The organism is Paenibacillus piscarius, from assembly GCF_022234545.1.
In the GTDB taxonomy this organism is placed as follows: domain Bacteria; phylum Bacillota; class Bacilli; order Paenibacillales; family Paenibacillaceae; genus Paenibacillus_AQ; species Paenibacillus_AQ piscarius.
The window spans coordinates 300921-317209 of sequence record NZ_JAIEUI010000002.1; the positions used below are offsets into that span (position 1 = coordinate 300921).

The window sequence follows — 16289 nt, forward strand, 5'->3', positions numbered from 1 at the left end:
ATTAGTCGCGTTTCTAGAAACCTGTGCTGTATGCTGTTTTCCGCATACGTTCGGTTCGTGTGCCTGCTTGTGAACAAATGTATGTTGTTTTCCACATACATTCGGGCCGTGTGCCTGCTTGCGAGCAGAATGTATGCTGTTTTCCACATACGTTCGGTCCTTGTGCCTGCTTGTGAGCAAACGTATGCTGTTTTTAACATACGTTCAGTCCGTGGGCCTGCTTGCGAGCATAGACAAATACAAAAAGATATCCCAAACGGCCTTGGCAGGCGGATCGGGATATCTCTGGGCCACACTAATTATAGAATTTGAAACACTGGCTTCTCTTGAATATAATGCACCGGCACCTCCGGGAACTGCCGGGCCAGCCGTGAGGCCAGCAGCTTCATCCCTGGCGCTTCGCTCTCGGCATGGCCCAGCATCAGCAGCGTCCGGTCCAAGCCCTGCTGCCCAGCGTCACGGATATACTCGGGCAATTCCCATTCGGGCCCTTCACCGGCGATGACCAGATCCAGCGACTCCTGCTCATACAGCGGAATGACCGTATTGCCGTTACCCCGGTAACCGACCAGCACCCCCACCCTGGAGCATGTCGCAGAGAGGTTACCCGCCGCGCGGACATAAGGAATGTTCAGCTTCTGCTTCACATGGGCGGCCACTTCAGAAACGGTCATCTCAGGGATTGTGAGGATCGACACCTCAGGCAAATGCCGCTCTGCATACGGCTCCCACTCCAGCTCATGCAGCAGTCCTTCCATAATCCCGTCCGGCGTATAGCGGTGTATACCATCATGGAAACGGTAGACGCTTATCCCGCTCTGGCTGATCAGCGCAGACTTCTGCCGATAGACAGCATCCTGCTCCAATCCGCTGCCGTTACCCTGGTGGCTATAGTACAAGCCTTCATGCGTGATCAGGAGATTCGCACCAAGCACGGCTGCTTGTTCAACCACATATTGCGAAGCGGCGAAGGCAGTCACGATTCCCTGCACTTCCGCTACCGCTGTCTCCGGCTCCAGCTTGTCTACCGTATTCACGGGCAGCTGCACCCCTGCGTTCAAGTGCTCCAGCACATCACTGAAAGTCAGTGCCATGAGATCTTTTCCTCCTTGATATTACCCAAATGAGTCCCCGGCTCACCCTGTCAAGAGACAGGACATTGCCATCCGGTACGCAGACGCTCCCTTAATAAATGGTCCGGCCTAATGCATCGGCAATCCCGCTCTTGCGGTAGAAATAGGTGTTAATCTGGTCGCGCCATTCCTTGGCATGGGCTGCTTGTCCCTTGAGACGTTCCTCCACCTGAGTGTACAGGCCCTCCGCGATACTGCCCTTCAGTCCGCTCCACGCTTCCAGCAGTCCTTCAGCACGCTCTGCACCCTCAAAGTGGGTGTCGTAGATATGCTGGATAACGGTTGTGCCGGAATGCAGGACATGGGTGTAAGGAACATGGTGGAAGAACAGCAGCAGCTCATCCGGGCACTCCTCCAGCGAATCATAACGCACGGCGTTGCTGCCCATGTATTGCGCGCTGTAGCCTGTTCCAGTCGCTACGGTGCGGTCTACCCCAATGCCCTGATGATCAGCATAATGGTAGGTCCCCCACATGGAATATTCATATCCGTCCACATTCGGGCCGTAGTGATGCTCAGGATTGATCATCCAGCCCACGCCAAGCGGAGAGGTGTAAGATTCATAGATTTCCCATGAATCGAGCAGAATCCGGCTGATAACCCCAGCTACCGCTGTGTCCGTACCGAACGTTAATGCGATCCACTCCGCCGCAATCTCCTCCGCACTCAGCTCGGGATTCCAGGCCAGCCGGCCGAAGCCGTACAGGTTCGCCTGGGCCAGCAGATGGCCGGTCCAGTTCCGGTCATTCCCCACATTGGATACTGCTGCAATCCCGCTCAGGCGGTTGCCCCACAGCGAGCCGTCCACGATCCGCTTCACCGGAGCCGGTCCGCCCTTGGCCTCCGTATCGAATTCCAATATCTCCTTCCACTGGGGAACGAGATAACAGACATGGCGTTGCTGCCCGGTGTATTCCTGGGCGATCTGGAATTCAATTACATGGTTGGTGCGTTCCAGCGCCCCGAACAGCGGAGATACCGGCTCTCTGACCTGGAAGTCCATCGGCCCGTTCTTGATCTGCAGAATGACGTTATCATGGAACTGGCCGTCCAGCGGCTTGAAATGATCGTAGGCAGCTCTGGCCCGGTCGGTCTTGCGGTCGCGCCAGTCCTGCTTGCAGTTGTATACAAAGCAGCGCCAGATCACAATACCGCCGTAAGGCTCCAGAGCTTCCGCGAGCATATTGGCTCCGTCTGCATGGTTCCGTCCGTAAGTGAATGGTCCGGGACGGTTCTCCGAATCAGCCTTGACTACAAATCCGCCGAAATCGGGGATTGCCTCATAGATGTCAGCCGCTCTCGCCTTCCACCATTCCCGCACGCCGGCATCCAGCGGATCTGCGGTGCCCACCTCCCCTTCATGCATAGGTCCGGCGAAGTTCACGCAGAGGTACAGGCGGATGCCATAGATGCGGAAGATATCAGCGATTCCGGCCACATCCGGCAGATAAGTAGAGATAAACAGCGTCTCCAAGGCATGGACGTTGACATTGTTAATCGCAATGGCGTTAATACCGGCAGTGGACATCAGCCGTGCGTAATCCGTGATTCTGTCCATATCCTTCGTGAACTCGTTATTCTCATACAGGAAGGAACGGCCGGAATATCCCCGCTCCACACTGCCGTCGAAGTTGTCCCAATGGTTAATCATCCGCAGCGAATTCACAGGATTCACCACTTCATCCAGATGGTCGATCTCCTGTCCGCTGGCGATCAGGCGCAGAAGATGGAAGACGCCGTACAGTACGCCTGCCGGGGAGGAAGCTCCCACAGCGATGCACTTCATGGACCCGCTGGTACGGATGACGAATCCTTCCGCTTGCACTGCCTGGGCTGTCTTGTCATCAATGACGTTCGCGATCAGCGGATTACCGCCGCCGAATGTGCCGAAGGCTACCTTGTATCCTTCCGGCTGCGGCGCGGACACCGCTTGTACGTCCAGCAATGAAGCAATTCCCCGCTGCCATTCACGGAGTGCGGCTTGAACCGTATCATGGTCTTCCGTGACCGATACGGCCCCGCACCATTTCGTATATTGCTCATGTAGAGCTCCCTGCGGCAGCTTCGGATAGCTCAGCCACGCATTGTATCCGCTCTCATATACAGCGGTATTCCCGTTCCCGGATTGTTGTCTCATGTATTCTCTCCTCCAGTTCTGTAAACAATCTTGAGCGGTCATATAACGGTCCGGCTGCGCCGGTCTTCCTTCCTGATCATGGCCGGCAGGCCGGGCAGCTGCACCCATCTTGTATACTAGTTATTGTTCAGGTTCATCCTACCACGCTCTTGCAGGGCGGGAACATTGTCAAATCAGGCTATTATTTACCCAAATCAAGCAGAAATTCTGTATACTAATCATAGAACCATTCAGTATATGATAACCGTGACTCGTGGGAATGTTTGGCTTCCGCCACTTTCCATGACTGTACATTTTCAAAAGGGAGGACATAGTATTGGCTTCAGCTTTTTTACCGCCCGCACCGGGTCAAAGCCTCAGCGAAACGATCATCCCGGATGTGAAGACTACCCTTAACCTGTTCGGGATGCATCTGCGCAAGGTCAGCGGGGACTGGGATTATCCGCAGCATGTCCATCCGCAATATGAATTCAATTATGTGCTTGAAGGGGAGCAATTGCTGATTGTGAACGGCCACAGCTACCTCCAGCGCGCCGGAGACCTGGTGCTGCTGCGGCCGGGCGATGCCCATTCCAGCCGCAGCGGGAACGGCGGACCTTTTACCTATTTCTGTATCCACTTTGATATCAATGACAAGCTGCTGATCTCCCTGCTCAGCCGCCTGAATCATGTACTGTTCACTTCGGAGAGCAATATCGCCCACCGGCTGGGCCCTATTCTGGCCAGACTGGTGGACATCTCTGCTTCCGATTCAGGCAGTCTCACGATGTCCCAGCGCATGAGGCTGCAATCCGCCGTCTTCGAGCTGTTCGCCCAGCTGTGGGATGTGTTCTCCATCGATGCCGATGTCTCCACTCCCGGCACCTATGAGAAGATCGAGCTGGCCCACCAGATCCGCAGCCGCCTGCAGGGTCTGGTCTACCAGCAATTCAAGCTGGACCTGCCTGACGACAGCCACTATGGAGTCGATGATATCGCCTCCGAGCTGGGCATCAGCGCTTCGCACTGCTACCGGGTATTCCGCCAGGTATTCGGCATCTCGCCGCGCGCCTTCCTGTCCGAGCAGATGCTGCATGAGGCCAAGGTGCTGCTGGATGACCACAGCCTGTCCGTCAGCCAGATCTCCGGCCTGCTCGGCTACCGCGACATTGCCCATTTCAGCAGGCAGTTCAAACGATGGAGCGGCCAGTCGCCCCGTGAATACCGCGAGGGCCAGGAGTAGAGCGGCCGGGTGGGCCGGGCGCGTATACTGCCTGCCTTCATCGCTGATGAAGGCGGGCTTTTTTGTGCTGCTACGGGTGGCCTGATTGAAGGCTTGCGCTATTTTTTGATAAATGTGGCGAAGTGCTCCTGAAGATTCTTGGAATCGATATCCGCACGCAGGTGATGGTGCAGCAGTTCGTCGATCCCAGCTCTGTTGCCCTGCACGATATAATCCAGCAGTTGCTGGTGCTCCTGCCGGATGGCGGCCAGCTTCTCGTCCTTCAGCATGTGCAGCTTCCGGTAGCGGATGTAGTGCACATTGAACTGCTGGAGCACGCCCCACAGGAATTCGCGCCCGGCTAAGCCGAACATCGTGCGGTGGAACTGGTCGTCCAGCTGCAGGAACACTTCCGCTCCCTCCGCCTGCTCAATACACTGCTGCTGCTTCGCCAGGTTATCCCTCAGCTCATGCAGCCCCTTCAGCGGGATATTCCCGGCCAGCGATTTCATAATCTCCTTCTCCAGCACATTGCGCAGATAGATAATCTGTTCCACGGACTCCAGGTCTATGTAGGATACGAGATTGCCTTTTTTGGGATAGATATCGACGTATTGCTCCAGGGACAGCTGCTTCAGCACATCGCGGATCGGCGTACGCGACAGCTGGAAGCGCTCGGACAGAGCCGTCTCACTGATCATCGCCCCCGGCTTCAGCTCAAGGGAGAGAATCTCCTGCTTGAGATAGGCCATTATTTCTTTTTTGGAAGTCATGGAATGGACCAACTTTCTGTTCGGGATTGTTCTTCCCCCCATTATATAGAAAAGGGATATGAATTTCATTGACAAAGATGAACGCATATTCTATGATCATTACGAATCCAATCTTGTATACAAGATTATGCCACATGTACCGATGATTCTGTAAGGTCAATTGTCACAAGGCATCAGATGGTTATCATTTGTATTTATGCTTATCTTACTTAAGGAGGAAAATGACAATGAATATGACTTGGAGATGGTACGGCGAGGGCAACGACAACATCACCCTTGACCACATCCGTCAAATCCCGGGCGTTATGGGCATCGTCTGGTCGCTGCACCACAAGGTGGCCGGTGAGGTCTGGGAAATGGAAGAGATCCAGAAGGTTGCCGATCAGATTACTGCCAAGGGGTTCAGCACAGCGGTTGTTGAAAGCGTCAACGTTCATGATGATATCAAAATCGGACTGCCGTCCCGCGACAAATACATTGACATCTATATCGATACGATCCGCAAGCTGGCCAAGGTCGGCGTTAAGGTGATCTGCTACAACTTCATGCCGGTGTTCGACTGGACCCGTACCGAGCTGTATAAGGAGCTGCCGGACGGCTCGAACGCACTCTTTTATGAAAAGGCTGCCATTACCGATAATCCGCGCGAGATGGTCGACCGCATCCTGAAGGGTGCCGGACAATTCACCATGCCGGGCTGGGAGCCGGAGCGGCTGGCCAAGCTGGATGAGCTGTTCGCAGCTTATGCTGACGTTACAGAGGATAAACTGTTCGACAACCTGAAGTATTTCCTGGAGCGTATCATTCCGGTGTGTGAAGAAGTGGATATCAAAATGGCAATACACCCGGATGATCCGGCCTGGCCGATCTTCGGACTGCCGCGCATTATCCGCAGCCGCGATACGATCCGCCGCTTCCTGGACATGGTGGACAGCCCGTATAACGGCTTGACCTTCTGCACCGGCTCGCTCGGAACGAACCCTGAGAATGATCTGCCGGCGATGATCCGCGAGTTCAGTGACCGGATTTATTTCGCCCATATCCGCAATGTGAAGGTGTTCGATAACGGAGACTTCATTGAAGTATCCCACCGCGGACGAGACGGCAGCGTAGATGTGGCTGAGGTTGTTAAGGCGTACCATGAGAGCGGCTTCACCGGCTATGTGCGTCCGGACCATGGCAGACATCTCTGGGGCGAGGAGAAAAATTGCCGTCCAGGGTATGGCCTCTACGACCGGGCGATGGGTATCATGTATCTACTGGGCGTATGGGACAGCCTGGAGAATGTCAAGGGGGCCAAGTAAATGCTGAGTCTGAACAGAAGCAGCATTGCGGACCGGGCCGCCTGGGAAGCCGCAGGCGTGGCGTTGCCGCAGTTCGATTATGAGGCGGTGGCGGCGAATACGCTGAAGAAGCCGGAGTGGGTTCACTTCGGAGCGGGCAATATCTTCAGAGGCTTCGTGGCGAATGCGCACCAGAAGCTGCTGGACAGCGGCAAGGCCGATACCGGCATCATCGCGGCCGAGACCTTCGACTTCGAGATGATCGACAAGGTCTACAAGCCTTACGATAATCTGACCCTGCTGGTGCTGATGAATGCGGCGGGCGACTTCCAGAAGCGGATCGTCAGCAGCATCGTTGAAGGCATCACCGCAGATAAGACGCGGGAAGCGGATTACAGCCGGTTGACGGAGATTTTTGAGAATCCGAGCCTGCAGATGGCAAGCTTCACGATTACTGAGAAGGGCTATTCCCTCACGGGACCGGACGGACAGTATCTGGGTATCGTGGAGAAGGACATTGCCGGCGGGCCGGCGCATCCGGTTCATGCGATGAGCATCGTAGCTTCCTTCGCCTACAAGCGTTACCTGAAGGGCCAGTACCCGATGACCTTCGTCAGCATGGACAATTGCTCGCATAACGGCGACAAGCTGAAGCAGGGCATGGTCACGATCGCCAAGGAATGGGCGGCGAAGGGCCATGTCGAGGAAGGATTCGTAGCTTATCTGGAGGATGAGCAGAAGATCACCTTCCCGCTGTCCATGATCGACAAAATCACCCCGCGCCCGTCCGAATCCGTCCAGGCCGCACTGCTGGAGCAGGGCATCGGCGGTATGGATGTGATCGTCACCTCCAAGAACACGTACACCGCTCCCTTCGTTAATGCGGAGATCAGCGAGTATCTGGTCATTGAGGATAAGTTCACGAACGGGCGTCCGGCGCTTGAGGAAGCCGGCATTATCTTCACGGACCGTGACACGGTTAACAATGTGGAGACGATGAAGGTAACCACCTGCCTCAACCCGCTGCATACGGCACTCGCGGTAACCGGCTGTCTGCTCGGTTACACGCTGATCGCCGACGAGATGCAGGATGCCACGCTGCGCAAGCTTGTCGAGACCATCGGCTACAAGGAAGGCCTGCCGGTTGTCGTTGATCCGGGCATCCTGAGTCCGAAGCAATTCCTGGACGAGGTGCTGCAGGAACGGTTCGCCAACCCGTTCATCCCTGACACTCCGCAGCGGATCGCTACGGATACCTCGCAGAAGGTCGGCATCCGCTTCGGGGAGACGATCAAGTCGTACATCCGGCGTGAGGAGCTTGACCCTAGCGAGTTGACTGCGATCCCACTGGCGATTGCGGCGTGGTGCCGGTATCTGCTCGGCGTGAACGATGAAGGCGCTGCCTTCACGCTTAGTCCCGACCCGCTGCTGGAATCGCTGCAGGCGCGGCTTGCTGGGATTACGCTGGGCGCGGATGCCGCTACGGCCGCTGGCGTACGCGCGGTGCTGGAGGATCAGGCCATCTTCGGCGTGGACCTATACGCCGCCGGGCTGGGCAAGACGATCGAGGGCATGTTCACCGAGATGGTGGCTGGTCCGGGCGCTGTAAGGGCTACGCTGGAGAAGTACACCGCCTGAGGATGGGCGGGTGTGCGCGAACACGCGAACATAAGTAGAAAAGCCAAGCTCTCCTTGAATAAGGAGGGCCTGGCTTTTTTTATGGTGAGCGTTGCGTTTCTGCTGCACCAATCACATTAGACCTGCGGAGTTTCGCCTGCTTCCGGCGAATTCAGGTGCACTTGTGCTCTTCATTCGCTCAGTTGGCGCGCATCTGAGTAATCAAAGGGATTTATCCCTTTCATTTCCTCCTCACGCCCACTTTTGGCGAATTCAAAGGGATTTATCCCTCTCATTTCCTCCTCCTGTCCACTTTCGGCGAATTAAAAGGGATTTTTCCTTTTCAATTGTTCATTCCGCTAGTTTTCCTTTATAGCCTTAGCTTTATTGAAGCATCCTTTTTGATGCTCCAGCTACAGGCCGCCCTACTCCTGCTCCAAATACTCAAAGTAATCAAAATCCGCCGGTTGGAACGTGCCGGCGAGGTCCTGGGCGCACATGCCGATGAAGGTGCCGGTGAAGCGGATGTAGGCCGGGAAATCATCGGACAGATGATAGATTTCCAGAGCCGGGCCGATCTGCTCCCAAGAGGATTCGCCAACCTTGTAGTAGAACTGGGCGAATTCGCCGTCGATGACGACCTTGAGTACAACGCTTCCTCCGGCTGGCAGCGGCACTTCAGGCGTCAGAGTGTCTTCATAGACTCCGTCCTTGGAGCGGATGAGTCCCAGAGTTCGGCCGCCGAGGACTTCATCGTGCGTGATCCGCAGATAGAGGTAATCCTTCGTATCGTAATAGACGATCAGGCCTGCCATCTGCTGGAAATGCTGCGGCTCGAAGTCGAGCGAGGTCTCAGCGCTGCAACGGAAGGCCTGCTGGCGCAGGGCAACCAGGCTCTGGCGGTGCATGGAGCTCATCGACTCTCTACCCTTCAGGCGCAGATAGCCGGGACGCTCCTGAAGCGAGAGCCAGGATTCATCGGCCGGCACGCGTAGGGTGCTCCAGCGGACATCCAGCTGCGGAGCCTCGAAGTCGTCGCGCGGAGCGGCCGGTTCAAAAGGATGCACCTGCAGATCCGGGCCCTCCACTGTCAGTGCCGGGGCATTCCCGCCCCCGGATAGAGCGAGCCAGCCGTCTTCCGTGAATTCTACGCGCTGAATCGCCGTCTCTCGGCCCAAATTGCAGTACTTGTCCTTGACCGGACGGCCGCACAGATGGACCATATACCATTCACCGGTCTGGGTCTCGACCAGGCTGGCATGGCCAGCTTTTTGCAGCGGCAGCTCAGGGTTGCCGGCAGAGGTCAGCAGCGGATTAACCGGGGCGGTCTCATAAGGGCCTTCAATCTGCTTCGCCCGGGCTACCGTTACCGCATGATCATACTGCGTACCGCCCTCAGCCGTAATCAGGTAATACCAGCCATCCTTCCGGTACAGATGCGGACCTTCGGTCAGCGCCAGCTCCGTTCCCTTGTAGATGTTCGCGACCGGGCCGATCAGGCGTTGCTCTTCCACCGAATATTCCTGGAGCACAATCCCGGCGAAGCTGTTACGGCCGGTGCGGTGATCCCACAGCATATTGACCAGCCATTTGCGTCCGTCCTCGTCATGGAACAGCGAGGGGTCGAAGCCGCTGCTGTTCAGATAGACCGGCTCGGACCAGGGGCCTTCAATGTTCTCGGCCGTCACCAGATAATTCGGCGTATCCTTGAAGGCACCCTGGCGGCTTTTGACATCGGTATAGATCAGATAAAAGAGTCCATTGTCGTACGTGAGGCAAGGTGCCCAGATGCCGCCGGAATCGGGGTCCCCTTCCATATTCAGCTGCGAGCTGCGGGTGAGCGCATAGGTCAGCGGCCGCCAGTTCACCAGATCGCGCGAATGATGAATCCGTACGCCCGGAAACCACTCGAAGGTTGAGGTGGCGATGTAATAGTCATCCCCTGCCCGGCAGATCGACGGGTCGGGATGAAATCCGCGCAGAATCGGGTTGTGAATCAGATTTCGGCTCATAGTTTCTCCTCCAGTGCTTGCCGTCCTGCTTCCAGTAAGGCAATGATTTTGTCAGTGTCGTAGATACAGCCCTTCCAGGTTCCGCCGCTGGCCGCCTGCAGCGCAGCCCACAGCCGGGTATCCTCCGGCAGGCCCGGGTCGACCGCCAGGCCCGGATGCGGTGTCCGCGAAGCCAGGATCAGCGTTCCCGCTTCCTTGGTCAGCGGCTCATCGCCTTCACCGACCAGATTCACGCTTCCTTCCAGGTTCACGGTATCGATGCGTACTTCCACCCAGTCATTATCGCGAAGCTTGCCAAGCGGGCCGCCGGCCAGCGCCTCCGGCCCCATATGGCCAATGCAGGCCCCAGTGGATACGCCGGAGAAGCGGGCATCTGTGATCAGGGTGACATATTTGCCGTAAGGCAGATGCTTGAGCGCCGAGGTGAGCTGATAGGTCTCCTCCATCCCCGTTCCGCTCGGCCCGCGGCCGATAACGGCCAGGATATCTCCCGCATGGACCATGCCCAGCTTGATGCTGCGGATGGCCGCTCTCTCGGTAGTGAACACCTTCACCCGTCCAATATGGCGGTATACACCCTCTTTGTCCAGGACGGAGGGATCAATCGCCGCCGATTTGATGACTGCACCTTCGGGGCAGAGATTCCCGATCGGGAAGGTCATCGTGGACGCCATACCCTGGCGCTTGGCCTCTTCCGGGCTCATGATCACGGAATCCGGGTCTACACCGTCCGCCTCCAGCAGCCGCTGCCGCATATCCGTCCGGCGCTGGGAGGTCTCCCACCAGTCCAGATTCTCACCCAGTGTGCGTCCGGTTACCGTCAGCACGGACTCGTCAATCAGCCCCAGCTTCCGCAAGTGCAGCATGACCTCAGGGACTCCTCCTGCGAGGAATACGCGGATGGTCGGATGCGGCACAGGACCATTCGGCAGCACGCTGACGAGGCGCGGAACCATCCGGTTCACCCGGTTCCAGTCCTCGACGGTCGGAACCTTCAGTCCGGCGGCATGGGCAATGGCCGGCAGATGCAGCAGCAGATTCGTTGAGCCGCCGAAGGCAGCATGCAGCACCATTGCATTCTGTATGGACTTATCGGTCAGAATGTCGCTCATGACGATCCCGTGCTGATCCAGATGCTGGAGAGCCCGGGCCGACTGGCGGCCGATGTTCTTCCAGATCGGCTGGCCCGAAGGCGACAGCGCCGAGTGCGGCAGCGCCATGCCCAGCGCCTCGGCGATCACCTGGGCGGTCGCGGCTGTGCCGAGGAATTGACAGCCGCCGCCTGGCGTCGCACAGGCCCGGCAGCCGAGATCGGCAGCTTCCTCCAGGGACAGCTCCCCGTTGCTGTAGCGCGCCCCGATGCTCTGCACCTTGCCTGCGTCCTCTCCCTCTATCGGAGGCAAAGTCACGCCGCCGGGCACGATGATCCCCGGCAGCTTATGCATCCCGGCAAGAGCCAGCAGCATGGCGGGCAGGCCCTTGTCGCAGGTGGCTACGCCGAGCACACCCTTGCGGGTAGGCAGCGAGCGGATCAGCCGCCGCAGCACGATGGCCGCATCATTGCGGTAAGGCAGGGAATCGAACATGCCGCTGGTGCCTTGGGAACGGCCGTCACAGGGATCGCTGACATATCCGGCAAACGGAATCGCCTCATTCGCCGTAAGCTCTTCCGCGATCTCTTCCATCATGACGCCGATCTCCCAGTGGCCGGTATGATAGCCGAGCGCCAGCGGACTGCCGTCCTCGCGGCGGATGCCGCCCATCGTTCCGAGAATCAGGTACTGGGGCCGGTTCAGCAGCAGCGGATTCCAGCCCATCCCGGCATTCTGGGTCATCCCAAAAATCTCTCCGCTCGGCGCATTCCGCAGCACCTCTCCGGTAATCGGCAGCTGGCCCGCCGGTCCCTCTGCAGCGGTATGTACAGGCTCATTCTCAATGATGTCTTCCCTCATTAACTCTTGCACACTCAGTTTCACAGTAACCCCTTCTCTCCCTCAGTATGAACGAACTTGCCCGGATGCCTAAGCTAAGACAGCGATAGCTTGTCTGCCAGTGCCTTTACCTCCCGCAGCGCAATCTCCCGCTTCGCCTCGAATGCATGCTGAAGCATCGAGGTGCTCACCGCCGCAACCGCCCGTCCTGACGCATCCAGAACCGGCGCGGCGGCGCAGCTGATGCCTTGAATAATCTCCTCCTGATCCAGCGCGAAGCCGTCCTTGCGGATGGCCGCCAGCGCTGCGGTGAACTCAGACCAGTCCGTCAGCGTGCGGGCAGTGACCGCAGGCAATATTTTAGCCGGATAACGCCCTTCCAGCTCTTCCTCCGGCAGCAGCGCCAGCATCATCTTGCCCATTGCAGTGGCATGGGCCGGAAACCGCATCCCGGGACTGGACTCCAGCCTGACCAGGGACTGTCCTTCCTGCTTCGCCAGATAGATAATCTCACTGCGGTCAAGCACCGACAGCTGGAAGGTCTCCCCCACCTCGCGGACACTACGCGCCGATTCCTCCAGGAACCGCTCCACCAGATTCATATTCTGCTTAAGGGAATCATTGTAGACCGTATTAAAGTAGGAAACTCCGGCACCAAGCGCATATCCCTCATTCGCGCCCTTGACCACCCATTGCAGAGCTTCCATCGTGCGCAGGAGCGAGAACATTGAGCTTTTGTTAATGCCGGTCTCTTCACACAGATCGGTCATCTTGTACGTTCCGGGCTGCCTGGCAATGGCCTTCAGAATCAGATCAGCCCTCTCCAAGGCCGGAACCCAGTATTTCTGCTCCACACTCTATCCCCTCTCATAAATGCGTTGCTTAAGCGTATTTAGTTCACTATAATAATCTTATGTTTATAATAACAAACCAGGAGGCAAAAATAAAATGAAACTTAGCCGCCCGAACGCAGGTGTCTTTCCTCCCGTTCCGACGATTCTTGATTCTACCGGAAAGTTCGACCGTGCAGGTATGAAGCTGCTGATTGACCGGTTGATTGGGCAGGGGGTTCACGGAATGTTGTTCTTAGGAACCGCCGGAGAATTCACCCTGTTCACCGCAGAGCAGCGCGAAGAGATTGCAGAAGCATGCCTGGAGTATACGGACGGCCGCATTCCGGCCTGGATCGGCACCGGCAGCAACACGGTAGCTGAGACTCTGCGGCTGTCCCGCCATGCTGCCGAGCATGGAGCTACCGGCATCGTTATCATGAATCCGTATTACTACAAGCTGAGCGAGGACGCTCTGTTCTCGCATTTTGCCGCTGTGCTGGAAGCCGTCGATGTGCCACTCATGCTGTACAACTTCCCGGCTATGACCGGCCAGGACCTCAGTCCGGCCTTCGTTGCCCGCCTGGCCGCCCATTATCCGAATGTACTCGGCATCAAGGATACCGTGGATCAGCTTAGCCATATCCGCCAGATGATCATGCAGGTTAAGGCGGTCAGCCCTGACTTCTCCGTCTTCTGCGGGTTCGACGAATACCTGCTGCCTACGCTGGCTGCGGGTGGAGACGGGGCAATTGCTGCCAGCGCCAACTTTGCTCCCGAGCTGATGTTGGGTGTGTATGACAGCTTCAAGCGGGGCGACTTGGCCGGAGTGCTCGAATTCCAGAAGCGTCTGATTGAGATTCCGGCGCTGTATGCCATCGATGATCCGTTCGTAGCTTCTATTAAAGAAGCCGTCCGTCTATCCGGCCTGCCGGTATCGACTTACAGTCTGGCTTCGCCTGGGGTATGGAGTGCGGATCATGAGGATAGGCTGAAGCAGATTTTCAGCCGGGCAGGTATTGCTCATTAACTCCGTCGGTGTTGACGCGGTACACCTTCCTTCCCTGTGCCTGATCGGTTATACTTTTGTTCAGATGCACAACTGCACAGCATAAGGGAGGAATCCTGGTTGTTTCAGCTATCAGGCAAGCAGGCGCAGGAGATTGTGGACAAGATGATGATGGATATTCCCTATAACATCAACATTATGAACCATGAGGGAATTATTATCGGCAGCGGGAACAAGGCCAGAATCGGCACGGTACATCAGGGGGCGATCGAGGCGCTGTCCACCGGGCAGATGGTCGAGGTGATGGAGGATGGTCTCTATGAGAAAAAAGGCACCAACGAACCGATCGTTATCGGCAATACCCGCGTTGGTGTGATCGGCATCTCCGGCAGCCCGGAGGAGGTCCGGCCCTTCTGCAATATCGTCAGAACTACGGTCTCCCTGCTGATTGAACAGAGGCATACGCTGGAGCATCTCGCCAATGAGGCGAACCGCAAAAAGGCGCTGCTGGAGATGCTGCTCGCCCACCAGGGGGCTTATTCCCAGAAGCTGCGCAAAGAAGCGGCGCTCTATCAGATTGACCTGCTGCTGAGGACCACTGTTCTCTATCTCACGCATGTGCGGCCTGAGCCGGATGAGACCAAGCTGCTGTTCACTCATCCCTCCTTCCAGCTTGATGAGGATACATGGGTGATGCTGGTCCAGAACCGGCCGGACTGCAGCCGGCTGATTGACGAGCTGCTGCACAGCCAGCCGCAGCTGCTGGTCGCTTCCAGCCATTTGGAAGCCAGCATCGCTGAAGGCTACCGCCAGGCGAAGGCTTCCCTTGGCGTGCTGCTGGCGCTCCGCCCTGCTGCCCGGTCGATCCGCTACGAGGATGCGGAATTCCTGGTGAAGCTCAGCCATGCTAGGCTGGTGGATAAGCTAAGCACGGTGATCAAGCTGGAGGATACCGCCGATCTGCTGGAGACGCTCCGCAGCTTCATCAATCACAATTGCAGCGTCTCGCAGACGGCCGAGCATCTGAACATCCACCGCAACACGCTGCAATACCGGCTGAAACGGATTGAGAGTATTACCGGCAAGGACCCGCGGGATCTGCTGCAGCTGTTTGAGCTGACGCATGAGCTGCTGGCGCTGTACAAGTAGCTTTTTATTAAAAGTCTAGCCCCGGGGATACGGTTCCCCGGGGCTATCTTTATTGCAAGTGCTTATTCAGCCAGCTTCAGCAGTCTGGCGATATTCTCGCAGGTCCGCTCGACATTGGCCGGTCCGTCCGCGAGCAGCTGCTCCAGGTTGGATGCGCCCGGCACAATGCCGAATATGGCATCAATGCCTTCGGCATACAGCGTATCAATCCCTTCGCCGATGTATCCGGCCAGGGCGATTACCTTTTTGCCGCTGGCCTTGGCAGTACGGGCGACGCCGTATGGCGTTTTGCCGAATTTGGTCTGGAAATCGATTCCGCCTTCACCGGTGAAGACCCAGTCCGCCTGCTCCAGCTTCTGCTGAAGGGCAGTGTATTCGATCACAATCTCGATCCCCTTCTGCAGCGTTGCCTGGGTGAAGATCATTAGGCCCGCGCCCAGTCCCCCCGCCGCTCCCGCTCCCGGCAGGTCGCGCACATCCATGTGCAACTGCTCCTTCACCACCTCCGCATAATGGGCGAGATTGGCGTCAAGCTGCTGGACCATGGCAGGGGTGGCCCCTTTTTGCGGACCAAATACTGCCGAAGCCCCCTGCTCCCCGCATAACGGATTCGTCACATCGCAGGCTACTATCAGCTGCGTCTCCTTCAGTCTGGCATCCAGGCTGCTAACATCCACATTCACCAGTCTGCCCAGAGCGCCGCCGCCGCGCGGAAGCTGACCGCCGTCTTCATCCAGGAATCTTGCGCCGAGCGCTTCGGCCATTCCTGCACCGCCGTCATTGGTGGCACTGCCGCCGATGCCGATAATAATTTTGCGGATACCCCGGTTCAGACATTCCAGAATCAGCTCGCCCGTCCCGTAGGTTGTGGTGATTAGCGGATTGCGCTCCGCCTTATCCACCAGCTGAATGCCGCTGGCCGAAGCCATCTCGACCGCCGCCGTCTGCCCGTCGCCGAGAATTCCGAATTTGGCCATGACCGGCTGGCCCAGCGGCCCTGTTACCTCTTTATCATGAATCTCTCCGCCGGAAGCATCGACCAGGGATTGAACGGTCCCTTCGCCCCCGTCCGCCATCGGAACATGAATGTAGGTTGCTTCCGGGTATATTTTGCGTAATCCGGCTTCCATCGCTGTGCACACTTCCTTAGCGGTCATGCTCTCCTTGAAGGAATCCGGCGCCAGTACAAAGGTTCTCTCGCTCATTTCCACACC

12 protein-coding genes are annotated in these 16289 nt (G+C 57.2%); 5 read left to right on the top strand and 7 right to left on the bottom strand.

Annotated features, from left to right (window positions below; genetic code table 11):
- Positions 1-299: 299 nt before the first annotated feature.
- Together K1558_RS05030 and K1558_RS05035 are read right to left on the bottom strand one after the other, a co-directional pair.
- Positions 300-1094, bottom strand: a complete 795-nt coding sequence (locus K1558_RS05030) for a Nif3-like dinuclear metal center hexameric protein (protein ID WP_238650299.1) — start codon at positions 1092-1094, stop codon at positions 300-302.
- 91 nt (positions 1095-1185) lie between these two features.
- The gene (locus K1558_RS05035) at positions 1186-3270 is read right to left on the bottom strand and encodes an alpha-glucuronidase family glycosyl hydrolase (RefSeq protein ID WP_238650300.1); all 2085 of its coding nucleotides are present in this window, start codon (positions 3268-3270) and stop codon (positions 1186-1188) included.
- A gap of 316 nt (positions 3271-3586) precedes the next feature.
- On the opposite strand from K1558_RS05035, the gene K1558_RS05040 reads away from it, so the two are divergent.
- A complete protein-coding gene (locus K1558_RS05040) occupies positions 3587-4492 on the top strand; it encodes an AraC family transcriptional regulator (protein WP_238650301.1) in 906 nt (301 codons plus the stop codon).
- 98 nt (positions 4493-4590) lie between these two features.
- Here the strand turns inward: K1558_RS05040 and K1558_RS05045 are convergent, their stop codons facing one another.
- Positions 4591-5244 carry a GntR family transcriptional regulator gene (locus K1558_RS05045; RefSeq protein WP_238650302.1) on the bottom strand — a complete coding sequence of 218 codons (654 nt, stop codon included), beginning with the start codon at positions 5242-5244 and terminating at the stop codon, positions 4591-4593.
- Between the two features lie 227 nt (positions 5245-5471).
- Here K1558_RS05045 and uxuA point away from each other — a divergent pair, with 227 nt between their 5' ends.
- Complete coding sequence (uxuA, locus tag K1558_RS05050) at positions 5472-6548, top strand: mannonate dehydratase (RefSeq protein WP_238650303.1); 1077 nt, start codon at positions 5472-5474, stop codon at positions 6546-6548.
- Entirely contained in the window at positions 6549-8165 is a 1617-nt protein-coding gene (locus K1558_RS05055; protein WP_238650304.1) for a mannitol dehydrogenase family protein, read from the top strand. It abuts the gene before it with no gap.
- Positions 8166-8569: 404 nt separating this feature from the next.
- On the opposite strand, the gene K1558_RS05060 is transcribed toward K1558_RS05055, so the two are convergent.
- From K1558_RS05060 to K1558_RS05070, 3 genes are all read right to left on the bottom strand, one after another.
- Entirely contained in the window at positions 8570-10156 is a 1587-nt protein-coding gene (locus K1558_RS05060; protein ID WP_238650305.1) for a glycoside hydrolase family 43 protein, read from the bottom strand.
- A complete protein-coding gene (locus K1558_RS05065) occupies positions 10153-12108 on the bottom strand; it encodes a YjhG/YagF family D-xylonate dehydratase (RefSeq protein ID WP_238650496.1) in 1956 nt (651 codons plus the stop codon). Before K1558_RS05065 ends, K1558_RS05060 begins: the two co-directional genes overlap by 4 nt.
- 74 nt (positions 12109-12182) lie before the next feature.
- Positions 12183-12941, bottom strand: a complete 759-nt coding sequence (locus tag K1558_RS05070) for an IclR family transcriptional regulator (protein ID WP_238650306.1) — start codon at positions 12939-12941, stop codon at positions 12183-12185.
- A gap of 94 nt (positions 12942-13035) precedes the next feature.
- Between K1558_RS05070 and K1558_RS05075 the strand changes: the two genes are divergently transcribed.
- Complete coding sequence (locus tag K1558_RS05075) at positions 13036-13947, top strand: dihydrodipicolinate synthase family protein (protein ID WP_238650307.1); 912 nt, start codon at positions 13036-13038, stop codon at positions 13945-13947.
- Positions 13948-14046: 99 nt separating this feature from the next.
- On the top strand, positions 14047-15075 hold the full coding sequence (locus K1558_RS05080) for a CdaR family transcriptional regulator (RefSeq protein WP_238650308.1): 1029 nt from the start codon (positions 14047-14049) through the stop codon (positions 15073-15075).
- Positions 15076-15137: 62 nt separating this feature from the next.
- Here K1558_RS05080 and K1558_RS05085 read toward each other — a convergent pair whose 3' ends face one another.
- Positions 15138-16280 carry a glycerate kinase family protein gene (locus K1558_RS05085; protein WP_238650309.1) on the bottom strand — a complete coding sequence of 381 codons (1143 nt, stop codon included), beginning with the start codon at positions 16278-16280 and terminating at the stop codon, positions 15138-15140.
- Positions 16281-16289: the final 9 nt, after the last annotated feature.